The organism is Mesorhizobium sp. Root695, assembly GCF_001428185.1.
Classification (GTDB): domain Bacteria; phylum Pseudomonadota; class Alphaproteobacteria; order Rhizobiales; family Rhizobiaceae; genus Mesorhizobium.
Genome location: NZ_LMHO01000043.1, coordinates 224,211 through 247,399, shown reverse-complemented (window position 1 = coordinate 247,399; position 23,189 = coordinate 224,211). Strand labels below are relative to the sequence as shown.

24 protein-coding genes are annotated in these 23,189 nt (G+C 62.9%); 15 read left to right on the top strand and 9 right to left on the bottom strand.

Features of this window, described 5'->3' with window-relative positions:
* Positions 1–2,322 carry a glycine--tRNA ligase subunit beta gene (gene glyS, locus ASD99_RS27820; protein WP_057145528.1) on the top strand — a complete coding sequence of 774 codons (2,322 nt, stop codon included), beginning with the start codon at positions 1–3 and terminating at the stop codon, positions 2,320–2,322.
* Positions 2,323–2,430: 108 nt separating this feature from the next.
* Complete coding sequence (locus ASD99_RS27815; protein WP_057145527.1) at positions 2,431–2,748, top strand: hypothetical protein; 318 nt, start codon at positions 2,431–2,433, stop codon at positions 2,746–2,748.
* 253 nt (positions 2,749–3,001) lie between these two features.
* Here the strand turns inward: ASD99_RS27815 and ASD99_RS27810 are convergent, their stop codons facing one another.
* Entirely contained in the window at positions 3,002–3,895 is an 894-nt protein-coding gene (locus ASD99_RS27810) for a LysR family transcriptional regulator (protein WP_057145526.1), read from the bottom strand.
* A 101-nt stretch (positions 3,896–3,996) separates the two neighbouring features.
* Here ASD99_RS27810 and ASD99_RS27805 point away from each other — a divergent pair, with 101 nt between their 5' ends.
* Positions 3,997–4,407: a cupin domain-containing protein gene (locus ASD99_RS27805; protein ID WP_056581134.1), complete on the top strand. Its 411-nt coding sequence runs from the start codon at positions 3,997–3,999 to the stop codon at positions 4,405–4,407.
* A 171-nt stretch (positions 4,408–4,578) separates the two neighbouring features.
* On the opposite strand, the gene ASD99_RS27800 is transcribed toward ASD99_RS27805, so the two are convergent.
* Positions 4,579–4,968 carry a hypothetical protein gene (locus ASD99_RS27800; RefSeq protein ID WP_057145560.1) on the bottom strand — a complete coding sequence of 130 codons (390 nt, stop codon included), beginning with the start codon at positions 4,966–4,968 and terminating at the stop codon, positions 4,579–4,581.
* A gap of 178 nt (positions 4,969–5,146) precedes the next feature.
* On the bottom strand, positions 5,147–5,650 hold the full coding sequence (locus ASD99_RS27795) for a hypothetical protein (protein ID WP_057145524.1): 504 nt from the start codon (positions 5,648–5,650) through the stop codon (positions 5,147–5,149).
* A 193-nt stretch (positions 5,651–5,843) separates the two neighbouring features.
* On the opposite strand from ASD99_RS27795, the gene ASD99_RS27790 reads away from it, so the two are divergent.
* The 3 genes from ASD99_RS27790 to ASD99_RS27780 all read left to right on the top strand — a co-directional run bounded on the left by ASD99_RS27790 (position 5,844) and on the right by ASD99_RS27780 (position 9,011).
* Positions 5,844–6,818: an L-threonylcarbamoyladenylate synthase gene (locus ASD99_RS27790; protein ID WP_057145523.1), complete on the top strand. Its 975-nt coding sequence runs from the start codon at positions 5,844–5,846 to the stop codon at positions 6,816–6,818.
* Between the two features lie 9 nt (positions 6,819–6,827).
* Positions 6,828–8,258: an FAD-binding oxidoreductase gene (locus tag ASD99_RS27785; protein WP_057145522.1), complete on the top strand. Its 1,431-nt coding sequence runs from the start codon at positions 6,828–6,830 to the stop codon at positions 8,256–8,258.
* Positions 8,259–8,444: 186 nt separating this feature from the next.
* The gene (locus ASD99_RS27780; protein WP_056581123.1) at positions 8,445–9,011 is read left to right on the top strand and encodes a DUF6101 family protein; all 567 of its coding nucleotides are present in this window, start codon (positions 8,445–8,447) and stop codon (positions 9,009–9,011) included.
* 40 nt (positions 9,012–9,051) lie between these two features.
* On the opposite strand, the gene ubiA is transcribed toward ASD99_RS27780, so the two are convergent.
* On the bottom strand, positions 9,052–10,035 hold the full coding sequence (ubiA, locus tag ASD99_RS27775) for a 4-hydroxybenzoate octaprenyltransferase (RefSeq protein ID WP_056581912.1): 984 nt from the start codon (positions 10,033–10,035) through the stop codon (positions 9,052–9,054).
* Between the two features lie 68 nt (positions 10,036–10,103).
* Positions 10,104–11,015: a LysR family transcriptional regulator gene (locus tag ASD99_RS27770; protein WP_057145521.1), complete on the bottom strand. Its 912-nt coding sequence runs from the start codon at positions 11,013–11,015 to the stop codon at positions 10,104–10,106.
* Positions 11,016–11,104: 89 nt separating this feature from the next.
* On the opposite strand from ASD99_RS27770, the gene ASD99_RS27765 reads away from it, so the two are divergent.
* Together ASD99_RS27765 and purD are read left to right on the top strand one after the other, a co-directional pair.
* Positions 11,105–11,926 carry a phytanoyl-CoA dioxygenase family protein gene (locus tag ASD99_RS27765; RefSeq protein WP_056581117.1) on the top strand — a complete coding sequence of 274 codons (822 nt, stop codon included), beginning with the start codon at positions 11,105–11,107 and terminating at the stop codon, positions 11,924–11,926.
* Between the two features lie 158 nt (positions 11,927–12,084).
* Positions 12,085–13,362 (top strand): phosphoribosylamine--glycine ligase, encoded by a 1,278-nt coding sequence (gene purD / locus ASD99_RS27760; protein WP_057145520.1) that lies wholly within the window; start codon positions 12,085–12,087, stop codon positions 13,360–13,362.
* 24 nt (positions 13,363–13,386) lie between these two features.
* Here the strand turns inward: purD and ASD99_RS27755 are convergent, their stop codons facing one another.
* Both ASD99_RS27755 and ASD99_RS32840 read right to left on the bottom strand, forming a co-directional pair.
* Positions 13,387–14,553, bottom strand: coding sequence for a glycoside hydrolase family 25 protein (locus ASD99_RS27755; protein WP_413813959.1), 1,167 nt, complete (start codon positions 14,551–14,553; stop codon positions 13,387–13,389).
* Positions 14,554–14,653: 100 nt separating this feature from the next.
* Positions 14,654–14,872 carry a hypothetical protein gene (locus ASD99_RS32840; protein WP_082525190.1) on the bottom strand — a complete coding sequence of 73 codons (219 nt, stop codon included), beginning with the start codon at positions 14,870–14,872 and terminating at the stop codon, positions 14,654–14,656.
* 215 nt (positions 14,873–15,087) lie between these two features.
* Here ASD99_RS32840 and ASD99_RS27745 point away from each other — a divergent pair, with 215 nt between their 5' ends.
* Complete coding sequence (locus tag ASD99_RS27745) at positions 15,088–16,857, top strand: acyl-CoA dehydrogenase (RefSeq protein ID WP_057145519.1); 1,770 nt, start codon at positions 15,088–15,090, stop codon at positions 16,855–16,857.
* Positions 16,858–16,875: 18 nt separating this feature from the next.
* Positions 16,876–17,628 carry a crotonase/enoyl-CoA hydratase family protein gene (locus tag ASD99_RS27740; protein WP_057145518.1) on the top strand — a complete coding sequence of 251 codons (753 nt, stop codon included), beginning with the start codon at positions 16,876–16,878 and terminating at the stop codon, positions 17,626–17,628.
* A gap of 9 nt (positions 17,629–17,637) precedes the next feature.
* Here the strand turns inward: ASD99_RS27740 and pdxH are convergent, their stop codons facing one another.
* A complete protein-coding gene (gene pdxH, locus ASD99_RS27735) occupies positions 17,638–18,255 on the bottom strand; it encodes a pyridoxamine 5'-phosphate oxidase (RefSeq protein WP_057145517.1) in 618 nt (205 codons plus the stop codon).
* Positions 18,256–18,313: 58 nt separating this feature from the next.
* Here pdxH and ASD99_RS27730 point away from each other — a divergent pair, with 58 nt between their 5' ends.
* From ASD99_RS27730 to ASD99_RS27715, 4 genes are all read left to right on the top strand, one after another.
* Positions 18,314–18,775, top strand: a complete 462-nt coding sequence (locus ASD99_RS27730) for an RT0821/Lpp0805 family surface protein (RefSeq protein WP_056581098.1) — start codon at positions 18,314–18,316, stop codon at positions 18,773–18,775.
* 241 nt (positions 18,776–19,016) lie between these two features.
* Complete coding sequence (locus ASD99_RS27725; RefSeq protein ID WP_057145516.1) at positions 19,017–19,946, top strand: DnaJ C-terminal domain-containing protein; 930 nt, start codon at positions 19,017–19,019, stop codon at positions 19,944–19,946.
* 106 nt (positions 19,947–20,052) lie between these two features.
* A complete protein-coding gene (fabI, locus tag ASD99_RS27720) occupies positions 20,053–20,871 on the top strand; it encodes an enoyl-ACP reductase FabI (RefSeq protein WP_056581092.1) in 819 nt (272 codons plus the stop codon).
* Positions 20,872–20,915: 44 nt separating this feature from the next.
* On the top strand, positions 20,916–21,503 hold the full coding sequence (locus ASD99_RS27715; RefSeq protein ID WP_056581089.1) for a histidine phosphatase family protein: 588 nt from the start codon (positions 20,916–20,918) through the stop codon (positions 21,501–21,503).
* Positions 21,504–21,579: 76 nt separating this feature from the next.
* Here the strand turns inward: ASD99_RS27715 and ASD99_RS27710 are convergent, their stop codons facing one another.
* The gene (locus ASD99_RS27710) at positions 21,580–21,840 is read right to left on the bottom strand and encodes a DUF1344 domain-containing protein (RefSeq protein ID WP_056581086.1); all 261 of its coding nucleotides are present in this window, start codon (positions 21,838–21,840) and stop codon (positions 21,580–21,582) included.
* A gap of 178 nt (positions 21,841–22,018) precedes the next feature.
* On the opposite strand from ASD99_RS27710, the gene aroC reads away from it, so the two are divergent.
* A complete protein-coding gene (aroC, locus tag ASD99_RS27705; RefSeq protein ID WP_056581083.1) occupies positions 22,019–23,134 on the top strand; it encodes a chorismate synthase in 1,116 nt (371 codons plus the stop codon).
* Positions 23,135–23,189: the final 55 nt, after the last annotated feature.

Genomic DNA, 23,189 nt, shown 5'->3' with positions numbered 1-23,189 from the left:
ATGCCTGACCTGCTTCTAGAACTTCGCTCCGAGGAAATTCCTGCCCGCATGCAGCGCAAGGCGGCGGGTGATCTCAGGAAGATGCTGACCGACGGTCTGGTCGAGGCTGGACTGACTTATGAGGCGGCGCGTGAGTACTGGACGCCGCGGCGTCTGACGCTCGATATCAGGGGCCTGACCGCGCGCTCGAAGGATATAAGCGAAGAGATCAAGGGGCCTTCGACATCAGCGCCCGAACAGGCGGTCCAGGGTTTCCTGCGCAAGGCCGGGCTTGCTTCGGTCACCGAGGCGCATGTCCATTCCGACCCGAAGAAGGGCGACTTCTACGTCGCCCATATTTCGAAGCCGGGCAGGGCGGCGGAAGAGATCATCGCCGAGCTGGTGCCGGGCATCATCCGCAATTTTCCGTGGCCGAAATCGATGCGCTGGGGGCCGGCCTCGGCCAAGCCCGGCTCGCTGCGCTGGGTGCGCCCGCTGCAATCGATCCTGTGCACCTTCGGCCCGGAGACCGAGGAACCTGTCGTGGTCGATTTCGAGATCGACGGCATACGCTCCGGCAATGTCACCTACGGCCACCGCTTCCATGCGCCTGATGCCATTACGGTGCGCCGCTTCGACGACTATGTTTCGAAGCTGGAAGCGGCGAAGGTCGTGCTCGATGCCGACCGCCGCAAGGAGATCATCCTTGCCGATGCCCGCAATCTCGCCTTCGCCAACGGGCTCGACCTGGTCGAGGACGACGGGCTGCTGGAAGAGGTGTCCGGGCTGGTCGAATGGCCGGTCGTGCTGATGGGTGAGTTTGAAGAGGCCTTCCTGGCTATTCCGGCCGAGGTGATCCGGCTGACCATCCGCGCCAACCAGAAGTGCTTTGTCACGCGGCCGCAGGGTGTCGACGACGCGCTTTCCAACCGCTTCATCCTCACCGCCAACATCGAGGCCAAGGACGGTGGCAAGGAGATCGCCCACGGCAACGGCAAGGTGGTGCGCGCCCGCTTGTCGGATGCGCTGTATTTCTGGACGACCGATCAGGGCGATTTGCCTGATCTCGACCAGTTCGAGGCATCGGCCAAAAAATTCGGGCTCGATCTGGGCAAGCCGCTCGACCAGCGCATGGCCCGCCTCGACCATCTCGGCGTGACTTTCCATGCCAAACTGGGCACGCAGGGCGAGCGGGTGGAGCGAATTGCTCGGCTGGCTGAAGAATTGGCGCCGATCGTCGGCGCTGACCCCGTGCTGGCGCGTCGCGCTGCCGTCTTGGCGAAGGCCGACCTCACCACCGAAGTGGTTGGCGAGTTTCCGGAACTGCAGGGCGCCATGGGCCGCAAATATGCATTGATGCAAGGCGAGCACCCATCCGTGGCCGCGGCCATCGAGGAACATTACAAACCGCAGGGACCGTCCGACTATGTGCCGAGCGATCCGGTTTCGATCGCAGTGGCGCTCGCCGACAAGCTGGACACACTGGTCGGCTTTTGGGCCATCGACGAAAAGCCGACCGGCTCGAAGGACCCTTATGCGTTAAGAAGAGCGGCGCTTGGGGTGATCAGGATTTTGGTCGAGAATGGCGTGGATGTGCGACTGGTCCCATTTTTCGCTCAGATGCTCAGACTCCACCGTGCTGCCCAACTTGGGAGGGCGTTTTCAGCGAAAATGTCACTAAGTTTCTTTGACCTGTCTAAATCCTTGCTAGCCCACGCGGCGAGTTCTCCAGTTGGCGCCGATGTTCTGGATGGGCAAGTTGGCGAACACCTGGAGCGTTATCAACAGGGGCAGATACCGCAAGAAGACGAAGTTGGGGCTTTGTATGACCTCCTGTCCTTCTTCCATGACCGCCTCAAGGTCTACCTCCGCGACCAGGGTGCACGCCACGATCTGATCGACGCCGTCATCACATCGCAGTCCGACGACCTGCTGCAGATCGTGCGCCGCGTCGAAGCGCTCGGCTCCTTCCTCGACACCGAGGACGGCAAGAATCTGCTCGCCGGCACCAAGCGCGCGGCCAACATCCTGGCTGCCGAGGAGAAGAAGAAAACGACGGTCGCCGAAACCGTTGAGCCGGCGCTGTTTCGTCAGGAGAGCGAGAAATCGTTGTTTGCGGCGGTGAATCAGGCTGAGAAGCAAGCCGGCGAAGCGATTCAAAACGATGACTTTTCCGGCGCCCTGCTGGCGCTTAGCGTTTTGCGTGAACCGGTTGATTCATTCTTTGAGTATGTCCTCGTAAATGACGAAGACCAGGCTGTGCGCGCCAACCGCCTGGCGCTGCTCGCCCGCATCCGCGCGGCGACCGGTCAGGTCGCGGATTTCTCCAGGATCGCAGGTTAAGGCGAAGAAAAAATTCTGGCCGCCGGCCGTTCGAGCCGGCTTACAGTCATATGACGATGATCTCTCCGTGGCAAAAGGGACATGTTCCCCAACCCCACGGAGGCTTCCATGAATTCCGATCACGACATCGAAGTGACAGAAGAAACCCCGGCTCCCGCCGAGGCGCTTGAATCCGCTTCCGAAACCATCCTCGATCATGCCGCCGCCGCTTCGGTCGAAGCCGCCGATCTGTCGGACGACGAAGACGGCGAAGAGTCGGACAAAGACGACGCCGAAGCCGCCACTCTCTCGGGTGACGACGAGGACGAAGACGAAGACGAAGACGATGAAGAAGACGCCGACGACAGCGTGAAGGCTGAAGGCGAAGACGAGGAATCCGACGAAGACGAGTCCGAAGAAGACGAGGACAAGGACGTCGCGGCCTGAGATTTCAATCCAGTTCAGTCGAGAGAGGGCGGCGCATCACAGGCTGAATGAGAACGTCGTCGCTTCGTCTCGGCAAAGCGCCTGACACAGCCATCTACCTTTCAACTCGGCTTTGGCCGGAGGTTGATGCTCCGGACCATGTTGAAACCAGCACCGAGAGTGCCATTTCGGTGCTGGTTCCCTTGATCGCCTCGAGTCGGGAACCGGCCTGTGATCATCCATTTTGTCTTGTGCTCCAGGTCGGGCGCGACGATCATCCCATTAGGATCGGTCGGACCAGGTCCAGCTTCTCGACAACGAAATCGAAGAAGGCGCGGATGCGAGGTGTCGTCCGCAGGTCGGGATGCGTCAGGAGGTACCAGCCGCGCGTCAGTTCTCGTACCGGAGGAAGGACCTGCACCAAGTCATCGTGCATGTCGGCAATCGTGGTGGGCAGCGGAGCGACACCGACGCCAGATTTCACGGCCATCAACACGCCAAGAACGCTGTTGTTGCGAGCTGCGACCTTTGCGTTGGGCGCAACGCTGGCGAACCACTTCGCCGCTCGGTGGTTCACGAGCATTCCATCGAATCCCACGATGGAGTGGTCGGCGATATCTTCAACACGATGTGGCCTGCCATTGTGCTGGATGTAGCTCTGGCTGGCGTAAACCGCCCAGATCGAATCGCCGATTTTCCGCCCGACCAGGTTTTCGTCAGCAGGTTCGCCGGAGCGCAGCGCGATGTCGGCCTCCCCTTTCGAAAGATCGAGATAACCGTCGCTCATCACGAACTCCACCCGCAGCCACGGATGGCGCTCGTGGAAAAGGTCGAGCAAAGGCGATGATGTGATGCGGGATACCAAAGGCTCGGGGCAGGTGAGACGGATCGTGCCGACCAGCTCGTTTCCATGGTCACGGACCTGCCGCTCGACTCCTGCTACGGCCTCGTCCACCCGTTCGATCGTCGGGCGCAGCGCTTCGCCGAGTTCCGTCAGCCGATAACCTGTCGGGTGGCGGCGCACCAACGCATGACCGACCTTGCGCTCCAACTCCATCAGTCGCCGATGAACCGTCGACTGATTGACGCCGAGCGCCCGAGCGGCCGCGAGCGTGCTTCCATGCCGCGCAACTGCAAGAAAATATCGAAGGCCGTTCCAATCGAACATTCGGACGTTATGCAGCATTGCATGGCCGTTCGGCAAACTTGCTGCTGCCCGCTGCCGCGGTCCCGGCCTAGGATCGGCCATCATTCGACGAAGAGAGCCGTATGCACAAGACAATGGAAGTCAGTCAGGCGATCGCGGGCCTTTCGGTCGGCGTCACCGCATCAGCGCGAGACACCGGCGCGGCGAAACTCACCCCGCTTCATCGCGAGGTCGTGCAGACGATGTCGCGCGGAGAAGATCAGGAGGTGCGCGTTCTATCCGCCACTCTCGATCCAGGCGATCGCACGCCACATCATTCGCACCGCTTTCCGGTAACGGTCTATATGCTCGAAGGCACCTTCACTCTGGAACTCGACGACCGCGAGCCTGTTCACGTGCGCGCCGGTGAAGTGTTCGTTGAACCAGCACACGTCGCCATGACAGGACGGAATCTCGATCCCAAGGTACCGGCAAGAATGGTGCTCTTTTATGTGAGCGACCCCGACACACCATTTGCCGACCCTGTGAGGTGAACGTCCGTTTTCGCTTTGATTAGGGTGTTCCCGATCGATTAGCCTCGGTGGAGAGTCGGGAAGGGTCGCGCCGTTCGGCAGACCTCCGCGACGACGCAAAGAACCAACTGTGCTTTCACACAGCCTGATCAGCGCGACCCTCTCTTTTTAGTGCTCCCGGATGCTGACCTGTCAGTCCTCCAGGATGCTGACGCGCACGCTGTTTTCGTAGACGTCGACCTGGATCAGCGGTTCGCCATTGACGATGGCGCGCTTGGTGGAGGAACTCATCGCACCGCCGCGCTCAAGCATGCGTTGCAGGTCGGCACGCTGGTCGTTGGTCCTGAACCAGCCATCGCCCTCGTCGTCGCGGTCGCGGCGATGGAATTTGTGCCAGTTGGCGCGGTCCTGCCGCACCATTTGCGCAGCATTGTCCAGCGCATAGCCGTCACTCGCCTGATGATCGCGATCGGAAATGCGCGCGACATAGGATCCCAGCATATCGTCGGCATGAGCCGCGACGACGCCAAGCAGTGACGCCAGCAGAAGACCTGCCGCGGTTGCGATTCCAGATTTTCTCATGATCAACCCCCCTTTACCCCTAGCGGTGAAATCCCGTCTGCCAGGGCCGCTTGCCGAATTCAGGCGATGGCGTCCCGGCTGACATAAACCGAAAGCGGCGTTTGCCTGGCAATGGTGCGCCGGGCGCCAGACCGCCGTCAAGCCACGCCATCAATGTCAGGCTGTCTTTGAACCAAGGCTACTTGGTGTAGCCGTTGGGAGGCATGCGCTGACCTGCCGCCGGCGCCGGGGGGCTTGGCGGGGCGGGTTGGTTCTCGGCGTTCCCCGAGGGGGCTGCGGAGGCTGTGGCCGTTGCCGGCGCAGTGCCTGCCGCCGGCGCGGTGCCTGTGGCTGGCGCGGCACCTGTCGCTGGTGCAGCGGTTGGCGCCGGTGCTGGGAAGTCGGGACCGGTAACGCCGCCACGAATGACCATCGGGCCTGGCTGGAAGCCATGCCTGGCCTCTGGCTTGTCCGGGATCGCCGCCACCTTTTCATAGGTGACGTCGGGCTCCGTTGCGCCAAGTGCCAGCACCGACGGCGCATCCTTGGTTTTGGCTGCTTCGGTGGTTCTGGGCTGGTTGGGGGCACCGACCCTGACGATCGACGGTGTCGAGGACGGCGCACCGGGAAAAACCAGCGACGAGGCCTGGGCCCCGCCCGTTGCCGCCGCAAGAATGATACCCAACAGGATACGCACTGACACGATGACCGCTCCCCTTTGCCCAGAAGCTGCACAATAGCGGACCGGAATTGATACCGGCTTTCGTGGAAACATCGCATTTTAGGAATTGATAAATCGCCAATGGCCCGACTTGCCTGACAATCGCCTGCCCAACAGCCGACTTGCCCAGCGGCCGCCATCGTACTAGGCACCCGGTATCTGTGAGGTGACGAGCGTGGCTGAAATACTTGCCGTCGGCGAGGCAATGGAACGGGCGCTGGCGCTGCTCAGGGGTGGCGATGTCGTCGCCATCCCAACGGAAACCGTCTATGGGCTTGCCGGCGACGCCACCAACGGCATCGGCGTGGCGCGCATCTTCGAAGCCAAGGGGCGGCCGCGCTTCAACCCGCTGATCGCCCATGTCGCCGACATGGCGATGGCAGAGCGCCTCGCGCTGTTCGATCCGCTGTCGAAGAAACTGGCGCTGGCATTCTGGCCCGGCCCGCTGACGCTGGTGCTGCCACAGCGGCCCGGCAACGGCATCCATCCGCTGGTCACGGCCGGGCTCGATACGATCGCCTTGCGCATGCCGAGGGGCTTTGGAGGCGACCTGATCGCCAGGCTCGGCCGTCCGCTTGCAGCACCCAGCGCCAATTCATCCGGCAAGATCAGCGCGACGACCGCACAAGCGGTGGCGGCCGATCTCGGCGAACGGATAAAGCTGGTGGTCGATGGCGGCGCGACGCCGGTCGGGCTGGAATCGACGATTCTCAAGGCCGAAGGGGACAGAGTGCGGCTACTGAGGCCCGGTGGCATTGCCGCCGAGGAGATCGAGGCGGCCGTCGGCATGGAATTGTTGCGCGGCGGTATAGCCGGCGTCGAGGCGCCGGGCATGCTTGCCTCGCACTATGCGCCGGGTGCTGCGATGCGGCTCAACGCCGGCACGGTCGGCGAGGGCGAAGCCCTGCTCGGCTTCGGCGGCCAGCGGGCGCAAGGCTGGCGACACGCCGCTGCTTTCCTCAATTTATCCGAAACAGGCGACCTGCGCGAAGCGGCGAGCAATCTGTTCGTCTACATGCAGGAACTCGACCGCAGCGGCGCGCGGACCATCGCCGTCGAGCCGGTTCCCTTCGACGGTCTCGGAGAGGCGATCAATGATCGCCTCTCGCGTGCCGCCGCCCCTCGTGACAACACACAGCCAGCGACATAGTTTTCCCGGATGACCGACGTTTCAGAGACTCTCGACCCTGCTCTCATCGATCGCTTCGCCGCGATCGTCGGCGGCAAATATGCACTGCGCGACGAGCAGGACATTGCGCCTTACCTCATCGAGCGGCGTGGGCTCTGGCACGGCGCGACATCGCTGGTGCTGCGGCCGGGCAGTGTCGACGAAGTCAGCCGGATCATGCGGCTGGCGACCGAGACAGGCACGCCGATCGTGCCGCAAAGCGGCAACACCGGGCTGGTCGGCGCCCAGGTGCCGGATAGCTCAGGGCGTGAGATCATCCTGTCGCTGTCGCGGCTGAACCGCATCCGCGAGATCGATGTTCTGTCCAACACAGTGACGGTCGAGGCCGGTGTCATCCTGCAGACGCTGCAGGAAGCGGCCGACGCTGCCGACCGGCTGTTTCCGCTGTCGCTGGCCGCGCAAGGCTCCTGCCAGATCGGCGGCAACCTGTCGTCCAACGCCGGCGGCACCGGCGTTCTTGCCTATGGCAATGCGCGCGAACTTTGCCTCGGTGTCGAGGTGGTGCTGCCGACCGGCGAGGTGTTCGACGATCTGCGCAAGCTGAAGAAGGACAACACCGGCTACGACCTGAAGAACCTGTTCGTCGGCGCCGAAGGCACGCTCGGTGTCATCACCGCCGCCGTGCTCAAGCTGTTTCCGAAGCCGAAGGGGCGCGAAGTGGCCTTCGTCGGCCTGTCGTCGCCTGAGGCCGCACTTTCCCTGTTCAGCCTGGCCATGGACCGCGCCGGGGCAGCACTGACCGCCTTCGAACTGATCGGGAGGCGGCCATACGATTTCACGCTGGCGCATGCCCAGGGCGTGGTGCGGCCCTTGGTCGACGACTGGCCGTGGTATGTGCTGATGCAGATTTCATCAGGCCGTTCATCGGAGGATTCGCGAGCGTTGATCGAGGACGTGCTCTCGGCGGGCCTCGAACAGGAATTCGTCGGCGACGCCGTCATCGCCGCAAGTCTCGGGCAAGGGGACGCCTTCTGGAATTTCCGCGAGCTGCTGCCCGAGGCGCAAAAGCCGGAGGGCGCGTCGATCAAGCACGACATTTCCGTGCCAGTGGCAATGATCCCGCGCTTCATCGCGGAGGCCGCCGGCGCCGTGGAGTCGGTGAGCGCCGGTGCCCGCGTGGTCTGCTTCGGCCATATGGGCGACGGCAATCTCCACTATAACATCTCGCGGCCCGTCGACGGCCATGACGAGGCGTTTCTCGCTCTCTATCACACCATGAACAAGGCGGTGCACGACGTCGTGCGCAGCCTGCACGGTTCGATCTCGGCCGAGCATGGCATCGGCCAGCTGAAGCGCGACGAACTGATCGCCACCGCGCCGCCCATGGCGATTGATCTAATGCGAAGGGTGAAAGCTGCCTTCGACCCGGCCGGCATCATGAATCCGGGTAAGGTTATCTGATCCTTTCGACATCTTGTGGCTGGTGGGATTCCGATAACCATCCCTGAGATCAGCAAAATTTAACCGACTTTCTTAAGCGGGGCGGTAAGGAGCCCACGCTACTGTCTCCATACAAACGAGGCTGGAAAAACCGGCCCGGAGAGAACCGGACACCGGCTCTCAGGAGACAGACAGGAAGGCCACCCTATGAACACCGGACTGAAGCCAGTCTGGGCGGGACGCAACATGCGCCTCGACCCATTTCGCCTGCCGCAAGTGGTGAGCTACGCGACACGCGACGACTACGGCGATGTGACCTTCACCATCGACCAGCGCGGCGCCGTGATCCGCCGCCTGCTCGAGATGAGCGGCGTGCCGGCGATCATCGCTCTGCCCGCCAATGCGTTCCGCGGCGTTGCCGCCCGCGCCATGGAAGACCCTGACGGCAATGTCACGGTGACCCTGGAACTCCTGCACAACGATCCGATGCTGTCGGTGCCGCTGCTGGTGGCCGACGATCTCGACGATGTCGCCGCCGACTGGCGCGCCTGGGCCGACGCCTACCGTCTGCCGATGCTGCTGATCGAATCGGACGGCGTCGCCCGCACCCTGGAAGAATCGCTTGGCGCCGCCATCAAGACGCTGCCGCCGCAGGATCGCCGCAAGGGCCGTGTGTCCAACACCCGACGCCCGCGCTTCCTCGCTCGCCGCAGGGCCGGCGACCTCGGTCTCAGGCTGGTCATCGACGGCCAGGAGATCATTTCGCGCGAGTGAGCATGATCCCGGTAGGGAACATGCAAGAAAAGCGAAGCCGCTAAACCAGCGGCTTCAGCGCCACCCAGACAGCGCCGCCGATCAGGCCCAGGAAGATCAGCCAGCCGACCTGGTTGTTCGACCTGAACAGGCGCAGGCATTGGTCCGGATTGTCGATATCCAACACGGCGATCTGCCGCGCCATATGGGCGCCGGCGGCGATCAGCCCGGCCAGCGCCACCACTGGAGCCTGCGCCGATGCGAAGGCGATGGCAAAGCAGATCAGCGCGCCGCCATAGAGCCCTGCCAGCCATGATTTGGTGTTGTCGCCAAACAGGCGTGCGGTCGAGCGCACGCCGACAATGGCGTCGTCTTCCTTGTCCTGATGCGCGTAGATCGTGTCGTAGCCGATCACCCACAGGATCGAGCCGATATAGAGCATGATTGCGGGCCCATCGAGATCGCCGAACTCGACCGCCCATCCCATCAGTGCGCCCCAGGAAAAGGCAAGGCCGAGCACCAGTTGCGGCCAGTTGGTTATCCGCTTCATGAACGGATAGATGGCGATGATCGCCAGTGAGCAGATGCCGAGCAGGATGGCGAAGCTGTTGAACTGGATGAGCACCACGAGGCCGACCAGGGCCTGCAGGGCAACAAACAGCCATGCTCGCCGGCGCGTCGCCTTGCCGGACGGCAGCGGCCGCGAGCGCGTGCGCTCGACCTGGTTGTCGATGTCCTCGTCGACGAGGTCGTTGTAGGTGCAGCCGGCGCCGCGCATGGCGATGGCGCCGGCCAGGAACAGCACGAGATACCAGGGCGCCGGCAGCAGCGAGAGCAGCGGGTCGCCGGGACGCGGATAGGCGCTCGCCGCAAGGGCAGCCGACCACCAGCACGGCCACAGCAGCAGCTGCCAGCCGATCGGCCTGTCCCATCGGGCAAGCTGCGCATAGGGCCATATCGAGCGCGGCAGCACGCGATAGACCCAGTGGCCGTTCGGCGCATCGGCGACACGGCCCTGGGCCGCTTTCGACTGGATAGTTTCCATGTCCATGGAGTGGCAGCAGCGGCGGAAACCGTCAAGCGGCAAGCGGAGGAGCGGCGTCCGTCAGCCTTTCACGAGGCAAAGATGTCGCGGGTGGCGAACCAACCTTTGGCCACCTCGACGAAGGCCAGTGCCGCATTCGACACACGCTGATGCGTGTCATAGGTGAGCAGGATCCGCTGCATGGGTAGCGGATCCGACAGTGGCTTGCAGATGAGCGGCAGCCCGTCATAGCTGCGGTCCCCATGCGGACGGGTATAGCTGACCGCAACGCCGAAACCGTTGGCGACCATGGAGCGCTGCAGTTCGAACGAGCCTGTCGTCATGTCGGCCACCGGCGACAGGCCGCGGCTGCGGAACAGGTCGAGCATGTGCTGCCAGCTGTGTGGCTGGTCCGTGGTGATCAGCGGATAGGCGGCCAGATCCGCAAGGCTGACCGATGGGCAATCCGCCAGGGCATGGCCTGCCGGCAACAGAGCGTGCGGACGAAGTTCGCGCAGCAGGATGCGGGCGAAATGCGTCGGCAGGCTGAGATCGTAGGTGAGGCCGAGATCGATGGCCGCGTCGCCGAGCCGCCGCCCTAGCGTCTCGAACGTCTCGCCGCGAACGACGACCTTGACGGCTGGATGGCGTTCGGAGAAGGCGCGCAGCAGGGCCGGCGCGAAGAACGGTGCCAGGTCCTCGAAGCATCCCAGCACCAGTTCTCCGCTGACAGCCGATTTGCTTGAACCCAGGCTGATGAGTTCGTCCGTTTCGGTGAGAACCTGTCTTGCCTTGGTCACGACGGCGCGGCCGAACGATGTCGGCGACACGCCGCTTCCCCGCTGGCGGACGAACAGCTTCTGGCCGAAATTCTTTTCGACCGCATCGATGGCTACCGAAATCGAAGGCTGCGATACGTTCAGCACCTTGGCTGCGCCCGTAACGCTGCCGTGACGAGCAACGGCGACAAGATAACGCAATTGGGTGAGGGTCACATTCATAGGTTCGTCCTATGTATCAAATGGAGAGTTATTATTTTACTGAATGAATAAGGGTTGCAATAGTCGGTTCATTCCAAAAGGAGAGCGCCATGGCTTCCGCAACCGACCCCCAGACAATCGATGCCCAGACAATCGATGCAAAGACGATCGCCGACTATCAGCGTGACGGTGCGGTCTGCATTCGCGGCGCCTTCAAGGGCTGGGTCGACACGATCGCCGCCGGCATCGAGCGCAACATGCAGAACCGCAGCGCCACTGCATCCGACATAGCCAACGGCCGCGGCAGTTTCTTCGACGACTATTGCAACTGGGAGCGCATTCCCGAATTCGTCAGCGTGGTGCGGGAATCACCCGCCGCTGAACTGGCTGCGGCGGTGATGCAGTCGCGCACCGCGCAGTTCTTCCACGATCATGTGCTGGTCAAGGAACCCGGCACGCAGAAGCCGACACCCTGGCACCAGGACATTCCGTACTACTTCGTCGATGGCCAGCAGACGGTAAGCTTCTGGATACCCATCGACTCGGTGAAGGAGGCGACATTGCGCCTGATCGCCGGCTCGCACAAATGGGACAAGATGATCCTGCCGGTGCGCTGGCTCGACGACAGCAATTTCTATGCCGGCGAGGGCGACTATCTGCCGGTGCCTGACCCCGACAACGATCCGTCGCTGAAAGTGCTCGAATGGGAAATGGAGCCGGGCGACGCCATTCTGTTCGACTTCAGGACCGCGCATGGTGCACGCGGCAACCTGACCGCGGCGCGGCGCCGGGCGCTGTCGCTGCGCTGGGTCGGTGACGATGCGCGCTATATCGAGCGGCCGGGACGCACGTCGCCGCCCTATCACGGCCATGGCATGCAGCCGGGACAGAAATTGCGGGAGGACTGGTTTCCGGTCGTCTTCCAGGGCTGAAGCGGGCCAGAATATGGGCGCCGGAATTCGGCTCCCATATTCGGCCGGGGATAACGTTCCCGTGCGCAATTCCGATCAATGCGCCCTGATGCCTTGACCCGTCGTGCAGAGAGCAATAGCGGGTTCTCTGCAGGATTATAGGCATCAAGAGGTGGGCCATGAACGTTCTTCTTCTCGGCTCCGGCGGCCGCGAACATGCGCTCGCCTGGAAGATCGCCTCGTCGCCGCTGCTGACGAAGCTTTATGCCGCCCCCGGCAATCCGGGTATCGGCGGCGAGGCCGAACTGGTGAAACTGGATACAGCCGACCATGCCGCTGTAGCCACGTTTTGCCGGGAAAAAGAGATCGACCTCGTCGTGGTTGGCCCGGAGGGGCCGCTGGTCGCCGGCATTGCCGACGATCTTCGCGCCGAAAACATCCGCGTCTTCGGACCCTCCAAGGCTGCCGCACAGCTGGAAGGCTCTAAAGGTTTCACCAAGGACCTCTGCGCCCGGTACAACATCCCGACCGCCGCCTATGGCCGCTTCGGCGACCTGGCCTCGGCCAAGGCCTATGTTGAAAAGACGGGCGCGCCGATCGTCATCAAGGCCGATGGGCTCGCTGCCGGTAAGGGCGTCACCGTCGCCATGACGCTCGGCGAAGCGCAGGCCGCGCTCGATGCTTGTTTCGATGGTTCCTTCGGCGCTGCCGGCGCGGAAGTGGTGGTCGAGGAGTTCATGACCGGCGAGGAGGCAAGTTTCTTTTGCCTCTGCGACGGCACCACAGCACTTCCCTTCGGCACCGCGCAGGATCACAAGCGCGTCGGCGATGGCGACACCGGCCCCAACACGGGCGGCATGGGCGCCTATTCGCCGGCCCCGGTGATGACGCCGGAACTGGTCGAGCGCACCATGCGCGAGATCATCGAGCCAACCATGCGCGGCATGGCAGAACTTGGCGCGCCGTTCTCCGGCATGCTGTTCGCCGGGCTGATGATCACGGACAAGGGGCCGAAGCTGATCGAATACAACACCCGTTTCGGCGATCCGGAATGCCAGGTGCTGATGATGCGGCTGAAGGACGATCTGCTGGTCCTGCTCAACGCGGCAACCGACGGCCAGCTTGCGCATATGTCGGTGCGCTGGCGCGACGAAGCCGCACTCACCGTGGTGATGGCGGCCAGGGGCTATCCCGGCACGCCGGAAAAAGGATCGGTCATCCGCGGCGTCGAAGACGCGGCGAGCGACGGTGTCCAGATCTTCCACGCTGGTACCGCCATCAATGGCGGCGCGCTGGTTGCCAATGGCGGCCGCGTCCTCAATGTCACGGCATCAGGCGCAACGGTCGGCGAGGCGCAGAAACGAGCCTATGCCGCGCTCGACCGCATCGACTGGCCGGATGGGTTCTGCCGCCGCGACATCGGCTGGCAGGCCGTGGTGCGCGAGCAGGCTGGCTGAAATTCTGTATTGGGAGACGGCAGTCTACCGCAAACCGCGATCGATCTCGGTTGAAGCGGTGCTGAGCGGATCGGCGGCGGCAAAGGCGGCGTCGAGTTGCGCGGGGGAACGCTGTTCGGTCCGCTTCCAGGCGACATATTGGACAATGCCGAAACCCGGCCGTCGCGGCACCGTCTTCACCACTGGCATGCGGAAGCCGTCGCGGAAACGCGACCAACGTGTGCCCAGCGCTGCAACCATCTCCTCGAAAGTCGGTGGCGCCGCCACAGAGGCGTAGGTGATGGTGACATTGCCAGCAAGACCGGCCTCGCGTGAGACCGGTAGCGGTATCGATGCGAGATAGTCGGGCGGCACGTCGATGAGCCCACCGAACGGCCATTGCGCGCGCAGCGTGGCGGCGTCTGTCGGCGCGACATTGACGTCGATGTCGTTAGGCGTGCCGGCAACCCTGTAAGGGCAGCGGAAACGGCCGCAATTGGCTTGCGCCGAAAACTGCCACAGTGCGTAGCCTTGCCAGTTGCCCATCGGAAAATGCACGTCGATGTCGGACTTGTAGCGCGCATACCAGAGCGGCAGCCGCGACAGGAGCCTGTATCTGTAGCTGTTGTCGGCAATGTACTGGGCCGTCTTGCCGTTGGTGTAGAGCACCGGGAAACGTCCGATGCGCCGATGCACCTGGCGCACGAACTCCTCGGCATCGTCCAGCGACATCCATTGCGAAGGATCGTTGCCCTCGATGTCGAGAGCCATGAGATCGTCCGGCGCAGGCTCGGCGAAATCGAGGAAATTATTGGCCTGTTCGACCGGATTGCCGGGGCGGGCGAGATGATAGGCGCCCCATTTCAGGCCAAGTGCCTTGGTAACGACCCGGCGCGTCCGGAACAGTTCCCGCGTCACCGCATGGCGTTTCCACAGCGCCTTGCAGAGCTTCATCTCGGTGTCGTCACCCAAACAGAAATAGGGCGGCGGCATGCCGTCGGAGGCTTTGTTGATGAAGGCGACGATGCGCTTGTCGGTGGCGAGTCGCGCCCAGTCGATGGAATTGTACTCGTAGGCGTCGACGACCAGGGCGCGGTCAGCGTTCTTCCAGGGTTCGGAAAAATCCGAAGTCTTTGCCGCCGTCGACAGCGCCATCGTCGCCGCCAAGGCGAGAAGCGCTGTGCGGCGAAGGAGGCGCGCCGTCCTTTTCAAAACAGGGAATCCCCGTTGATCAAAGGCAAATCCTGAACCGTCATGGTTAATGATTTGCTTTCGGAGGCCGGCGTCAGAAAAGCTGGCGTCGCATCAGCGGCTAGAATCCAAACGGGTTGGGCGCGGGCTCTTGCCGCAGCGTGCCTTCGGCGGCGCGTTTACGGTGGTGGGCGAGAGAGCATTGCGGCGAGCACAATATGCCGCGATCCGACCAATAGGCGGCACCGTGCTCCAGTCTGCCTTCATGGTAGCAGAACCCCTCCGCCCGATAGGGCAGGCCGCATTCGACGCAGCGATAGGCGTCGGGTCTGGCAAGCATGGCAGGGGTTCCGGTCTGCTGGTTCTGATCTGTCGCCGGTTGATTTGATCCGGCATCATTGAATTTAATACGCGCCGCCGCGATTGCAAAATCCGCGTGACAAAATTTGACGTTTACGTAAAAAGAAGATGGGAGACCACTCAACAAGCTGATGGTTTTGCAGTGGCACCGGCTCTAGAGTCGGCGGGGCCGATGCATCAGGAGGAGAGAGCGGCATGTATCGAGCACCGGTCGAGGATATCGCTTTCACGCTCAAGCACGTGGCCGGCATGAAATCGGCACTTGATGCCGGCAGGTTCGGCGATCTCGGTGAGGATCTGGTCGATGCCGTTCTGGGTGAGGCCGGTCGCTTCGCCACCGAAGAGGTCGCACCGCTCTACAAGATCGGCGACGAGCAAGGTGCCGTGCTGAAGGAAGCTGCCGTCACCACACCGCCCGGCTGGAAGGAACTCTATCGCCGTTGGATCGATGGCGGCTGGAACGCGCTCTCCGGGCCTGAAGCCTATGGCGGCCAGGCGCTGCCGACCATGCTTGGCGTCGCCGCGCTCGAAATGTGGAACTCCGCCGCCATGGCCTTCGGCATCGGCCCGACGCTGACCATGGGCGCGGTCGAAGCGCTCGACAAACACGCCTCCGAGGACCTCAAGGCGAAATATCTCGAAAAGCTCGTGTCCGGCGAGTGGATGGGCACGATGAACCTGACCGAACCGCAAGCCGGTTCGGACCTTGCCGCCTTGCGCGCCCGCGCCGAGCCGGCCGGTGACGGCAGCTACCGCATCTTCGGTCAAAAAATCTTCATCACCTATGGCGAGCACGATTTTACCGACAACATCGTCCACCTGGTTCTGGCGCGGCTGCCCGATGCTCCGCCCGGCACGCGCGGCATATCGCTGTTCCTGGTGCCGAAGTTCCTGGTCGGCGACGATGGCTCGCTGGGCGCGCGCAACGACGTCTTCTGTTCCGGGCTCGAGCACAAGCTCGGCATCCATGCCTCGCCGACCTGCACCATGATCTATGGCGACGGCTTTCAGGGCGCCAAGCCAGGCGCCATTGGCTGGCTGATCGGCGAAGAGAACAAGGGCCTCGCCTGCATGTTCACGATGATGAACAATGCGCGGCTTTGTGTCGGCATGCAGGGGGTCGCGGTCGCCGAGGCCGCAACGCAGAAGGCGATTGCCTATGCCAATGAGCGCCGGCAAGGCAGGGCGGCGAGCTACGCTGGTGCCGGCATGGCGCCGATCGTGCATCACCCCGACGTGCAGCGCAATCTCCTGACCATGAAGGCTCTGACGCAGACCGCGCGGGCGATCAGCTATTCTTGTGCCCACGCCATAGATCTGGCTCGGGTGTCCACTGGCGATGAGGCGGCGCATTGGCGTGACCGCGCCAATCTGCTGACCCCGCTGGCCAAGGCTTTCTCGACCGATGTCGGGGTGGACGTTGCTTCGCTCGGGGTCCAGGTGCACGGCGGCATGGGCTTCATCGAAGAGACGGGCGCGGCCGCCTTCTACCGCGATGCACGCATCGCCCCGATCTATGAGGGCACCAACGGCATCCAGGCCATCGATCTGGTGATGCGCAAATTGCCGCTCGGCGGCGGCGACCATGTGCATGGTTACATCGCCGAACTGGCAGCGATGGCCGGAGTGGTGCGGACATCGAACCTGCAAGGTTTCGGCCGCACCGCCGATGCGCTCGACGCAGCGTTTGGCGATCTGACGCAAGCGACCCGTTTCCTGCAAAAATTGGCGGCCGACGGCCGGTCGGACGAGGCGCTGGCGGGTGCGACGCCCTATCTCAGGCTGATCTCGCTGGCCGCCGGCGGCGCCTATCTGGCGCAGGGGGCGCTTGCCGATCACAACCGCATCGCGCTTTGCCGCTTCTTCGCCGAGAACCTGCTCGGCGAGGTCAGTGCCTTGAAGGAGCGCGTTGTCGACGGCGCCGAGAGTCTCGCCGCAGCCGGCAAAACGCTGATTTCCGCCTGAGGTTCACAAGGAAAAACCGTGACTGACCATATCCTCGTCGAGCGCCAGGGCGCCATCCAGATCATCCGTATGAACCGGCCGGACAAGAAGAACGCGCTGACGCGCGCCATGTATGCGAAAATGTCGGCGGCTCTTGCCGAGGGTGACGCCGATCCGGCGGTCCGCGTCCATGTGTTTCTCGGCGTGCCCGGCGCCTTCTCCTCGGGCAACGACCTCGCCGATTTCATGGTCATAGCGACGGGCGGCGATGGCGGCACCGAGGTCTGGGATTTCCTGATGGCGCTGGCGAGGGTCGAGAAACCCATCGTCTCCGGCGTCGACGGCATCGCGGTCGGCATCGGCACGACGCTCAACCTGCATTGCGACCTGACCTTCGCCACGCCACGCACCGTGTTCAGGACGCCGTTCGTCGATCTCGGTCTGGTGCCGGAGGCAGGATCGAGCCTTCTGGCGCCGCGGATATTGGGACAGCAAGCTGCTTTCGCGTTGCTCGGCCTCGGCGAAGGCTTTTCGGCCGAGCGCGCGAAGGCCGCCGGCCTGATCTATGAGGTGGTCGAGGAAGCGGTACTTGAAGCCTCGGTCCTGGCGGCGGCCGGCCAGATCGCGGCCAAGCCGCCGCAAGCGCTGAAGATCGCACGCGACCTGATGCGCGGCTCGCGCGACGACCTCGTCGCCCGCATCGGCGAGGAAAGCGAGCATTTCCGTGAGCGGCTGAAATCCGATGAGGCGCGCGCGGCGCTCACAGCGTTCATGACCAGAAAGAAAGCCTGAGCCTCTCTTTCAGGGGTAAAGCCTTGTCTTGCCCCAGCCGCCTTTCGCGTCACGGCTGAAGACGACACGGTCATGCAGCCGGAACGGCCTGTCGTGCCAGAATTCAATCGCCTGCGGCACGATGCGGAAGCCCGACCAGTGTTTTGGCCGCGGAATGTCGCCGATCGCATGGCGCGCCGTGTATTCGGCCACCGCCTTTTCCAGCGCGAATCGGCTTTCCAGCGGGCGCGACTGTTTCGAGGCCCAGGCGCCGATGCGGCTGCCGCGCGGCCGCGTCGCATAGTAGGCATCGGCTTCAGCGTCGCTGACGATCTCCACCGGGCCGCGAATGCGCACTTGCCGGCGCAGCGATTTCCAATGGAAGCACATCGCCGCCTTCATGTTGCCAAGAATTTCCTGGCCCTTGGCGCTCTCGAAATTCGTGTAGAAGACAAACCCGCCTTCATCGAACCCCTTGAGCAACACCATACGCACATCCGGCATGCCGTCGGCATCGACGGTCGCCAGCGCCACGCCGTTGGGGTCGTTCGGCTCGCTTTTCGTGGCGTCGTCCAGCCATGCGGCAAAGAGGCGAAACGGCTCGGCAGCCTCGGTAAAGTCACCGCTTGTTAACTCTGTGTCACTCATAGTTTTTCTCTAATTGTCACGAAACCAAGATTCTTACGAAGCAGGGGGAGGTTGCCGATTGTCGCGTATCGCGCAAGCTTTTGACAGCAGGCAATGGAGCGTTATCGCTTCGGCCAGCACGAAAGCCGCGATCGTGGCAGTTGCCTTGCCACTTGCCGCCTGTGGCGCCGGTGGCTTCAGCCTGGAAAAGGCCGAAGTCGACCGCTCGATCCTGACCAGCAGCACATCCGCCTCAGCCGCGTCGGCCAGTTCGGATCGCGATTCCGACCAAACGACGATCGGCAATGCGGTGTCCTCGGCTGACATCGAGCAGCTCGGCGGACAGGCCGTGCCGTGGGCCAATGCCGGCACCGGGTCACGCGGCTCCATCACCGGGCTGGCGGAGTTGAAGGACAACGGCCAGACCTGCCGCCGTTTCAAGGCCTCGCGCGAAAGCTTTGATGGCGTTGCCATGTTCGAAGGCGAACTGTGCCTGTCCAGCGCAGGCGGCTGGCGCATGCAGGACTTCAAGGCGCTCTGAGCCTGTTCCGAACGTGATCGGGTCGGCTTGGCGAGTCTTTTCGCCGCCCGGTACGTCACCAATCTTGCCGATATCCCGATATCGGCTGCGATAAAAATCCTTCACCAATCCTCAGCCGCCGACTTTCGGATCAAGCTCTGATTTTCCGCCTTTGATATGCTGCTCCAGCACTGGAATTTCTTCCTATGCGAGCGCATATAGGAGGCAACCAGAGACTCAACTCTTCTCCAGGGCAGTAAGTATGCGCGACCCCTATGAGGTGCTGGGCGTTGCCAAGAACGCATCGGCCAAGGACATAAAATCGGCGTACCGGAAACTCGCCAAGAAGCATCATCCGGATCAGAATCCGAATGATCCCAAGGCGAAGGACCGTTTTGCCGCGGCCAACCAGGCCTACGAAATCGTCGGCGACGAGAAGAATCGTTCCGCTTTCGATCGCGGCGAGATTGACGCCGACGGCAAGCCGCGATTCCAGGGCTTTGAGGGCGCAGCCGGTGGCGGCGATCCCTTCGGCGGTTTCCGCCGGCAGCAGGGTCCGGGCGGTTCGCGATTCGAATTCCGCTCCGGCCGACCGGGCGGCGATCCGTTCGACGGCAACAGCGACATTTTCAGCCAGATTTTCGGCGACGCCTTTTCGGGCGCGCGTGGCGCAGGCTCCGGCGATCGCCGCCAGCCGGCGACATCAGCCGATCTGAACGTGACGCTCGACGTCACCATCGAGGAAGCGGCGACCGCTGAAAAGGTGACGGCGATGTTCCCTGACGGCCGCAAGGTGGCGGTCAAGCTGCCAGTCTATGTCGAGGATGGCCAGACCATCCGCCTGAAGGGGCAGGGCGAGCAAGGGCCGGGCCAGCCGGGCGATGCACTGGTCAAGATCCATCTGCGCCGGCATCCGCGCTACCGCATCGAGGGCCGCGACCTGCACGCCGATCTGCCGGTGGCGCTGGCGGATGCGGTGCTCGGCGCCAAGGTGCCGGTCGATACGCCGACCGGCAGGCTTGCAGTCAACGTTCCAGCCTGGTCGAGCTCCGACAAGGTCCTGCGGCTCAAGGGCAGGGGCCTGCCGGAAAAGGCCGGCGGCCACGGCGATCTCTACGCCCATGTGCGGATCATGCTGCCGGAGGGCGGCGATAGCGCGCTCGAAGCGCTGTTGCGCGGCCAAAAAGACTGATCGACGGCTTTTGTCCCCCGAACTGTCCGGTTTGAGCGCTTGAAGGGGCTCTGTGCCTGTGCGATAGGGCACTCCACAAAGCAGAAATCTTGCGGAGAGCGCTCACATGGCGGGTGGACAGGGCCTGATGGCCGGCAAGCGCGGCCTTATTCTTGGCGTCGCCAACAACAGATCGATCGCCTATGGCATCGCCAAGTCGTGCGTTGACCATGGTGCCGAGATCGCGCTGACCTATCAGGGCGAGGCGTTCAAGAAGCGCGTCGAGCCGCTGGCGGCGGAACTGGGCGCCTTTGTCGCTGGCCATTGCGACGTCACCGATCCGGCGAGCCTGGACGAGGTTTTCGCCAATGTCGCCAGGCATTGGGGCAAGCTTGATTTCCTTGTCCACGCCATCGCCTTCTCCGACAAGGACGAGCTGACCGGCCGTTATGTCGAAACGACGCGCGACAATTTCCTGCGCACCATGGACATTTCGGTCTATTCTTTCACCACCATTGCCAAGCGCGCCGAGGCGCTGATGACCAATGGCGGCTCGTTGCTGACGCTGACCTATTACGGCGCCGAAAAGGTGATGCCGCACTATAACGTCATGGGCGTTGCCAAGGCGGCGCTCGAAGCCAGCGTGCGCTACCTGGCCGTCGACCTCGGCGCCAAGAAGATCCGCGTCAACGCCATCTCGGCCGGCCCGATCAAGACGCTGGCCGCCTCCGGCATCGGCGATTTCCGCTACATCCTGAAGTGGAACGAATACAATTCGCCGCTGAAGCAGACGGTGACACAGGAGGAAGTCGGCGATTCCGGCGTCTATTTCCTGTCCGACCTGTCGCGCGGCGTCACCGGTGAAGTGCATCACGTCGATTCGGGCTACCACGTCGTCGGCATGAAGGCGGTCGACGCGCCGGACATTTCGACGGTCAAGGAATAACATCCACCAAACCGTCGTCCGTCCCGCTCCATCCGGAAGACCTGATGTACCCGCTGGTTTATATCGTGCGCCACGGCCAGACCGCGTGGAATGCCGAAGCCCGGCTTCAGGGGCAGGCCGACACCGACCTCAATGCGCTTGGCCGCGATCAGGCGACCGGCAACGGTCGCCAGTTGGCCGAGTTGATCCAAAATCCCGAGGATTTTGATTTCGTCGCCAGCCCGATGCGACGGACGCGCGAAACGATGCAGCGCATCCGCGCCGCGATGAAGCTCGATCCGGATGCCTATCGAACCGATCCTCGCCTGGTCGAAGTCAATTTCGGCGATTGGCAGGGATTTACCTTTGCCGAGCTCGAGACACGGTATCCCGGAGCGCGCAAGACACGCGCTCGGGACAAATGGAACTTTCAGCCGCCCGGCGAAGGCGCCGAGAGTTATCAGATGCTGCTCGTACGGGTGAAGCCCTGGTTCGACGCGATAGAACGCCAGACGATCTGCGTGGCGCATGGCGGCGTCATGCGCACCTTGTTTCGCTTCGTTCTGGGACTGGCCGAGAACGAGGCAGCAAACCTGGAAATACCACAGGATCGCTTGCTTAAGCTCGACGGCAAGAGCCTCGAGTGGCTTTAGGCTGCAAAAACAATTGGTTAGATTGGCTCAGCGAAAACTGAACCGCAAACACTGCATTCAATTGAGGCCGGAAGCTCTAATTGGCCGAGCTGTCCGGAAGTTCCATGTCGGTGATGACGTTTTCACCATTGGTCACATCGTAGGCGATGACGATGTCCATGCCCGGCTTCAGCGCGTCGAGATCGGTCTCGGCGTTCAGCTTGTAGGACTTGCCGTCATCCAGCGTCAGCGTCGCCGTGTCCTTGTCGACTTTTTTGATCAGGCCTTCGGTCTGGCCGGCGAAAGCGGCAGTGGAAAGCAGCAGTGTGGCGGCAACGGCGCCAATCAGGGTACGCATAATCGTTCCTCTTTATCATTGCACCGGCATGGCGGCGGCCGTTCAACGGCGGATAGAGCAGAGCAGAAACCAACCGAATGTGTCAAAACTAAATCCGGCAGATCACAGTTTGACCCCTATGAAAAACGCCAATAGAAGGCAACCTTGAGCCGGCTCCGCTGCCGGGCAGGGTCATTTCATGTCTCACAACACGTTCGGCCACCTTTTCCGCGTCACCACCTGGGGCGAAAGCCATGGCCCGTCGCTCGGCTGTGTGGTTGACGGCTGTCCGCCAGGCATCCGCTTTACGCGCGACGAGATTCAGACCGAGCTCGACAAGCGCCGGCCGGGCCAGTCACGTTTCGTGACGCAGCGTCGCGAACCTGACGAGGTCAAGATCCTGTCAGGCTTCATCCTCGACGAGGACGGCGAGACGATGATCACCACCGGCACGCCGGTGTCGATGCTGATCGAGAATGTCGACCAACGCTCAAAGGATTATGGCGAGATCGCCCACCAATACCGGCCCGGCCATGCCGATTACACCTATGACGTCAAATACGGCGTGCGCGATTATCGTGGCGGCGGCCGCTCCTCGGCCCGCGAGACGGCAGCTAGAGTGGCAGCCGGTGCTTTGGCCCGCAAGGTGGTGCCCGGCGTGGTGGTGCGCGGCGCGCTGGTGTCGATGGGCGAAAAATCCATCGACCGCGCCAACTGGAACTGGAATTTCATCGGCGATGCGGAAAATCCGTTCTTCACCCCGGATCCAGCCTCCGTTCCCACCTTCACGCGGTATCTCGACGGCATCCGCAAGGCGGGCTCCTCGGTCGGCGCGGTGATCGAGATCGTCGCCGACGGCGTTCCGGCCGGCCTCGGCGCGCCGATCTATGCCAAGCTCGACCAGGACATCGCCTCTGGCCTGATGTCGATCAATGCCGTCAAGGGCGTCGAGATCGGCAACGGCTTCGAGGCCGCCCGCATCACAGGCGAGCAGAATGCCGACGAGATGCGCATCGGCAATGACGGCAAGCCGGTGTTCCTGTCCAACAATGCCGGCGGCATCCTGGGCGGCATCTCGACCGGTCAGGCAATCGTCGCCCGTTTCGCCGTCAAGCCGACCTCGTCGATCCTGACGCCGCGAAAGTCGATCGACAAGGACGGCAAGGACGTCGAGATCATGACCAAGGGCCGCCACGACCCATGCGTCGGCATCCGCGCCGTGCCGATCGGCGAGGCAATGGTTGCCTGCGTGATCGCCGATCACTATCTGCGGCATCGAGGACAGACAGGGAAGGGAATAGGCAGTAGGGAATAGGCAGTAGGCCGACGATACAGCCTTTTTTCTTTCCCTACTGCCTACTCCCTATTCC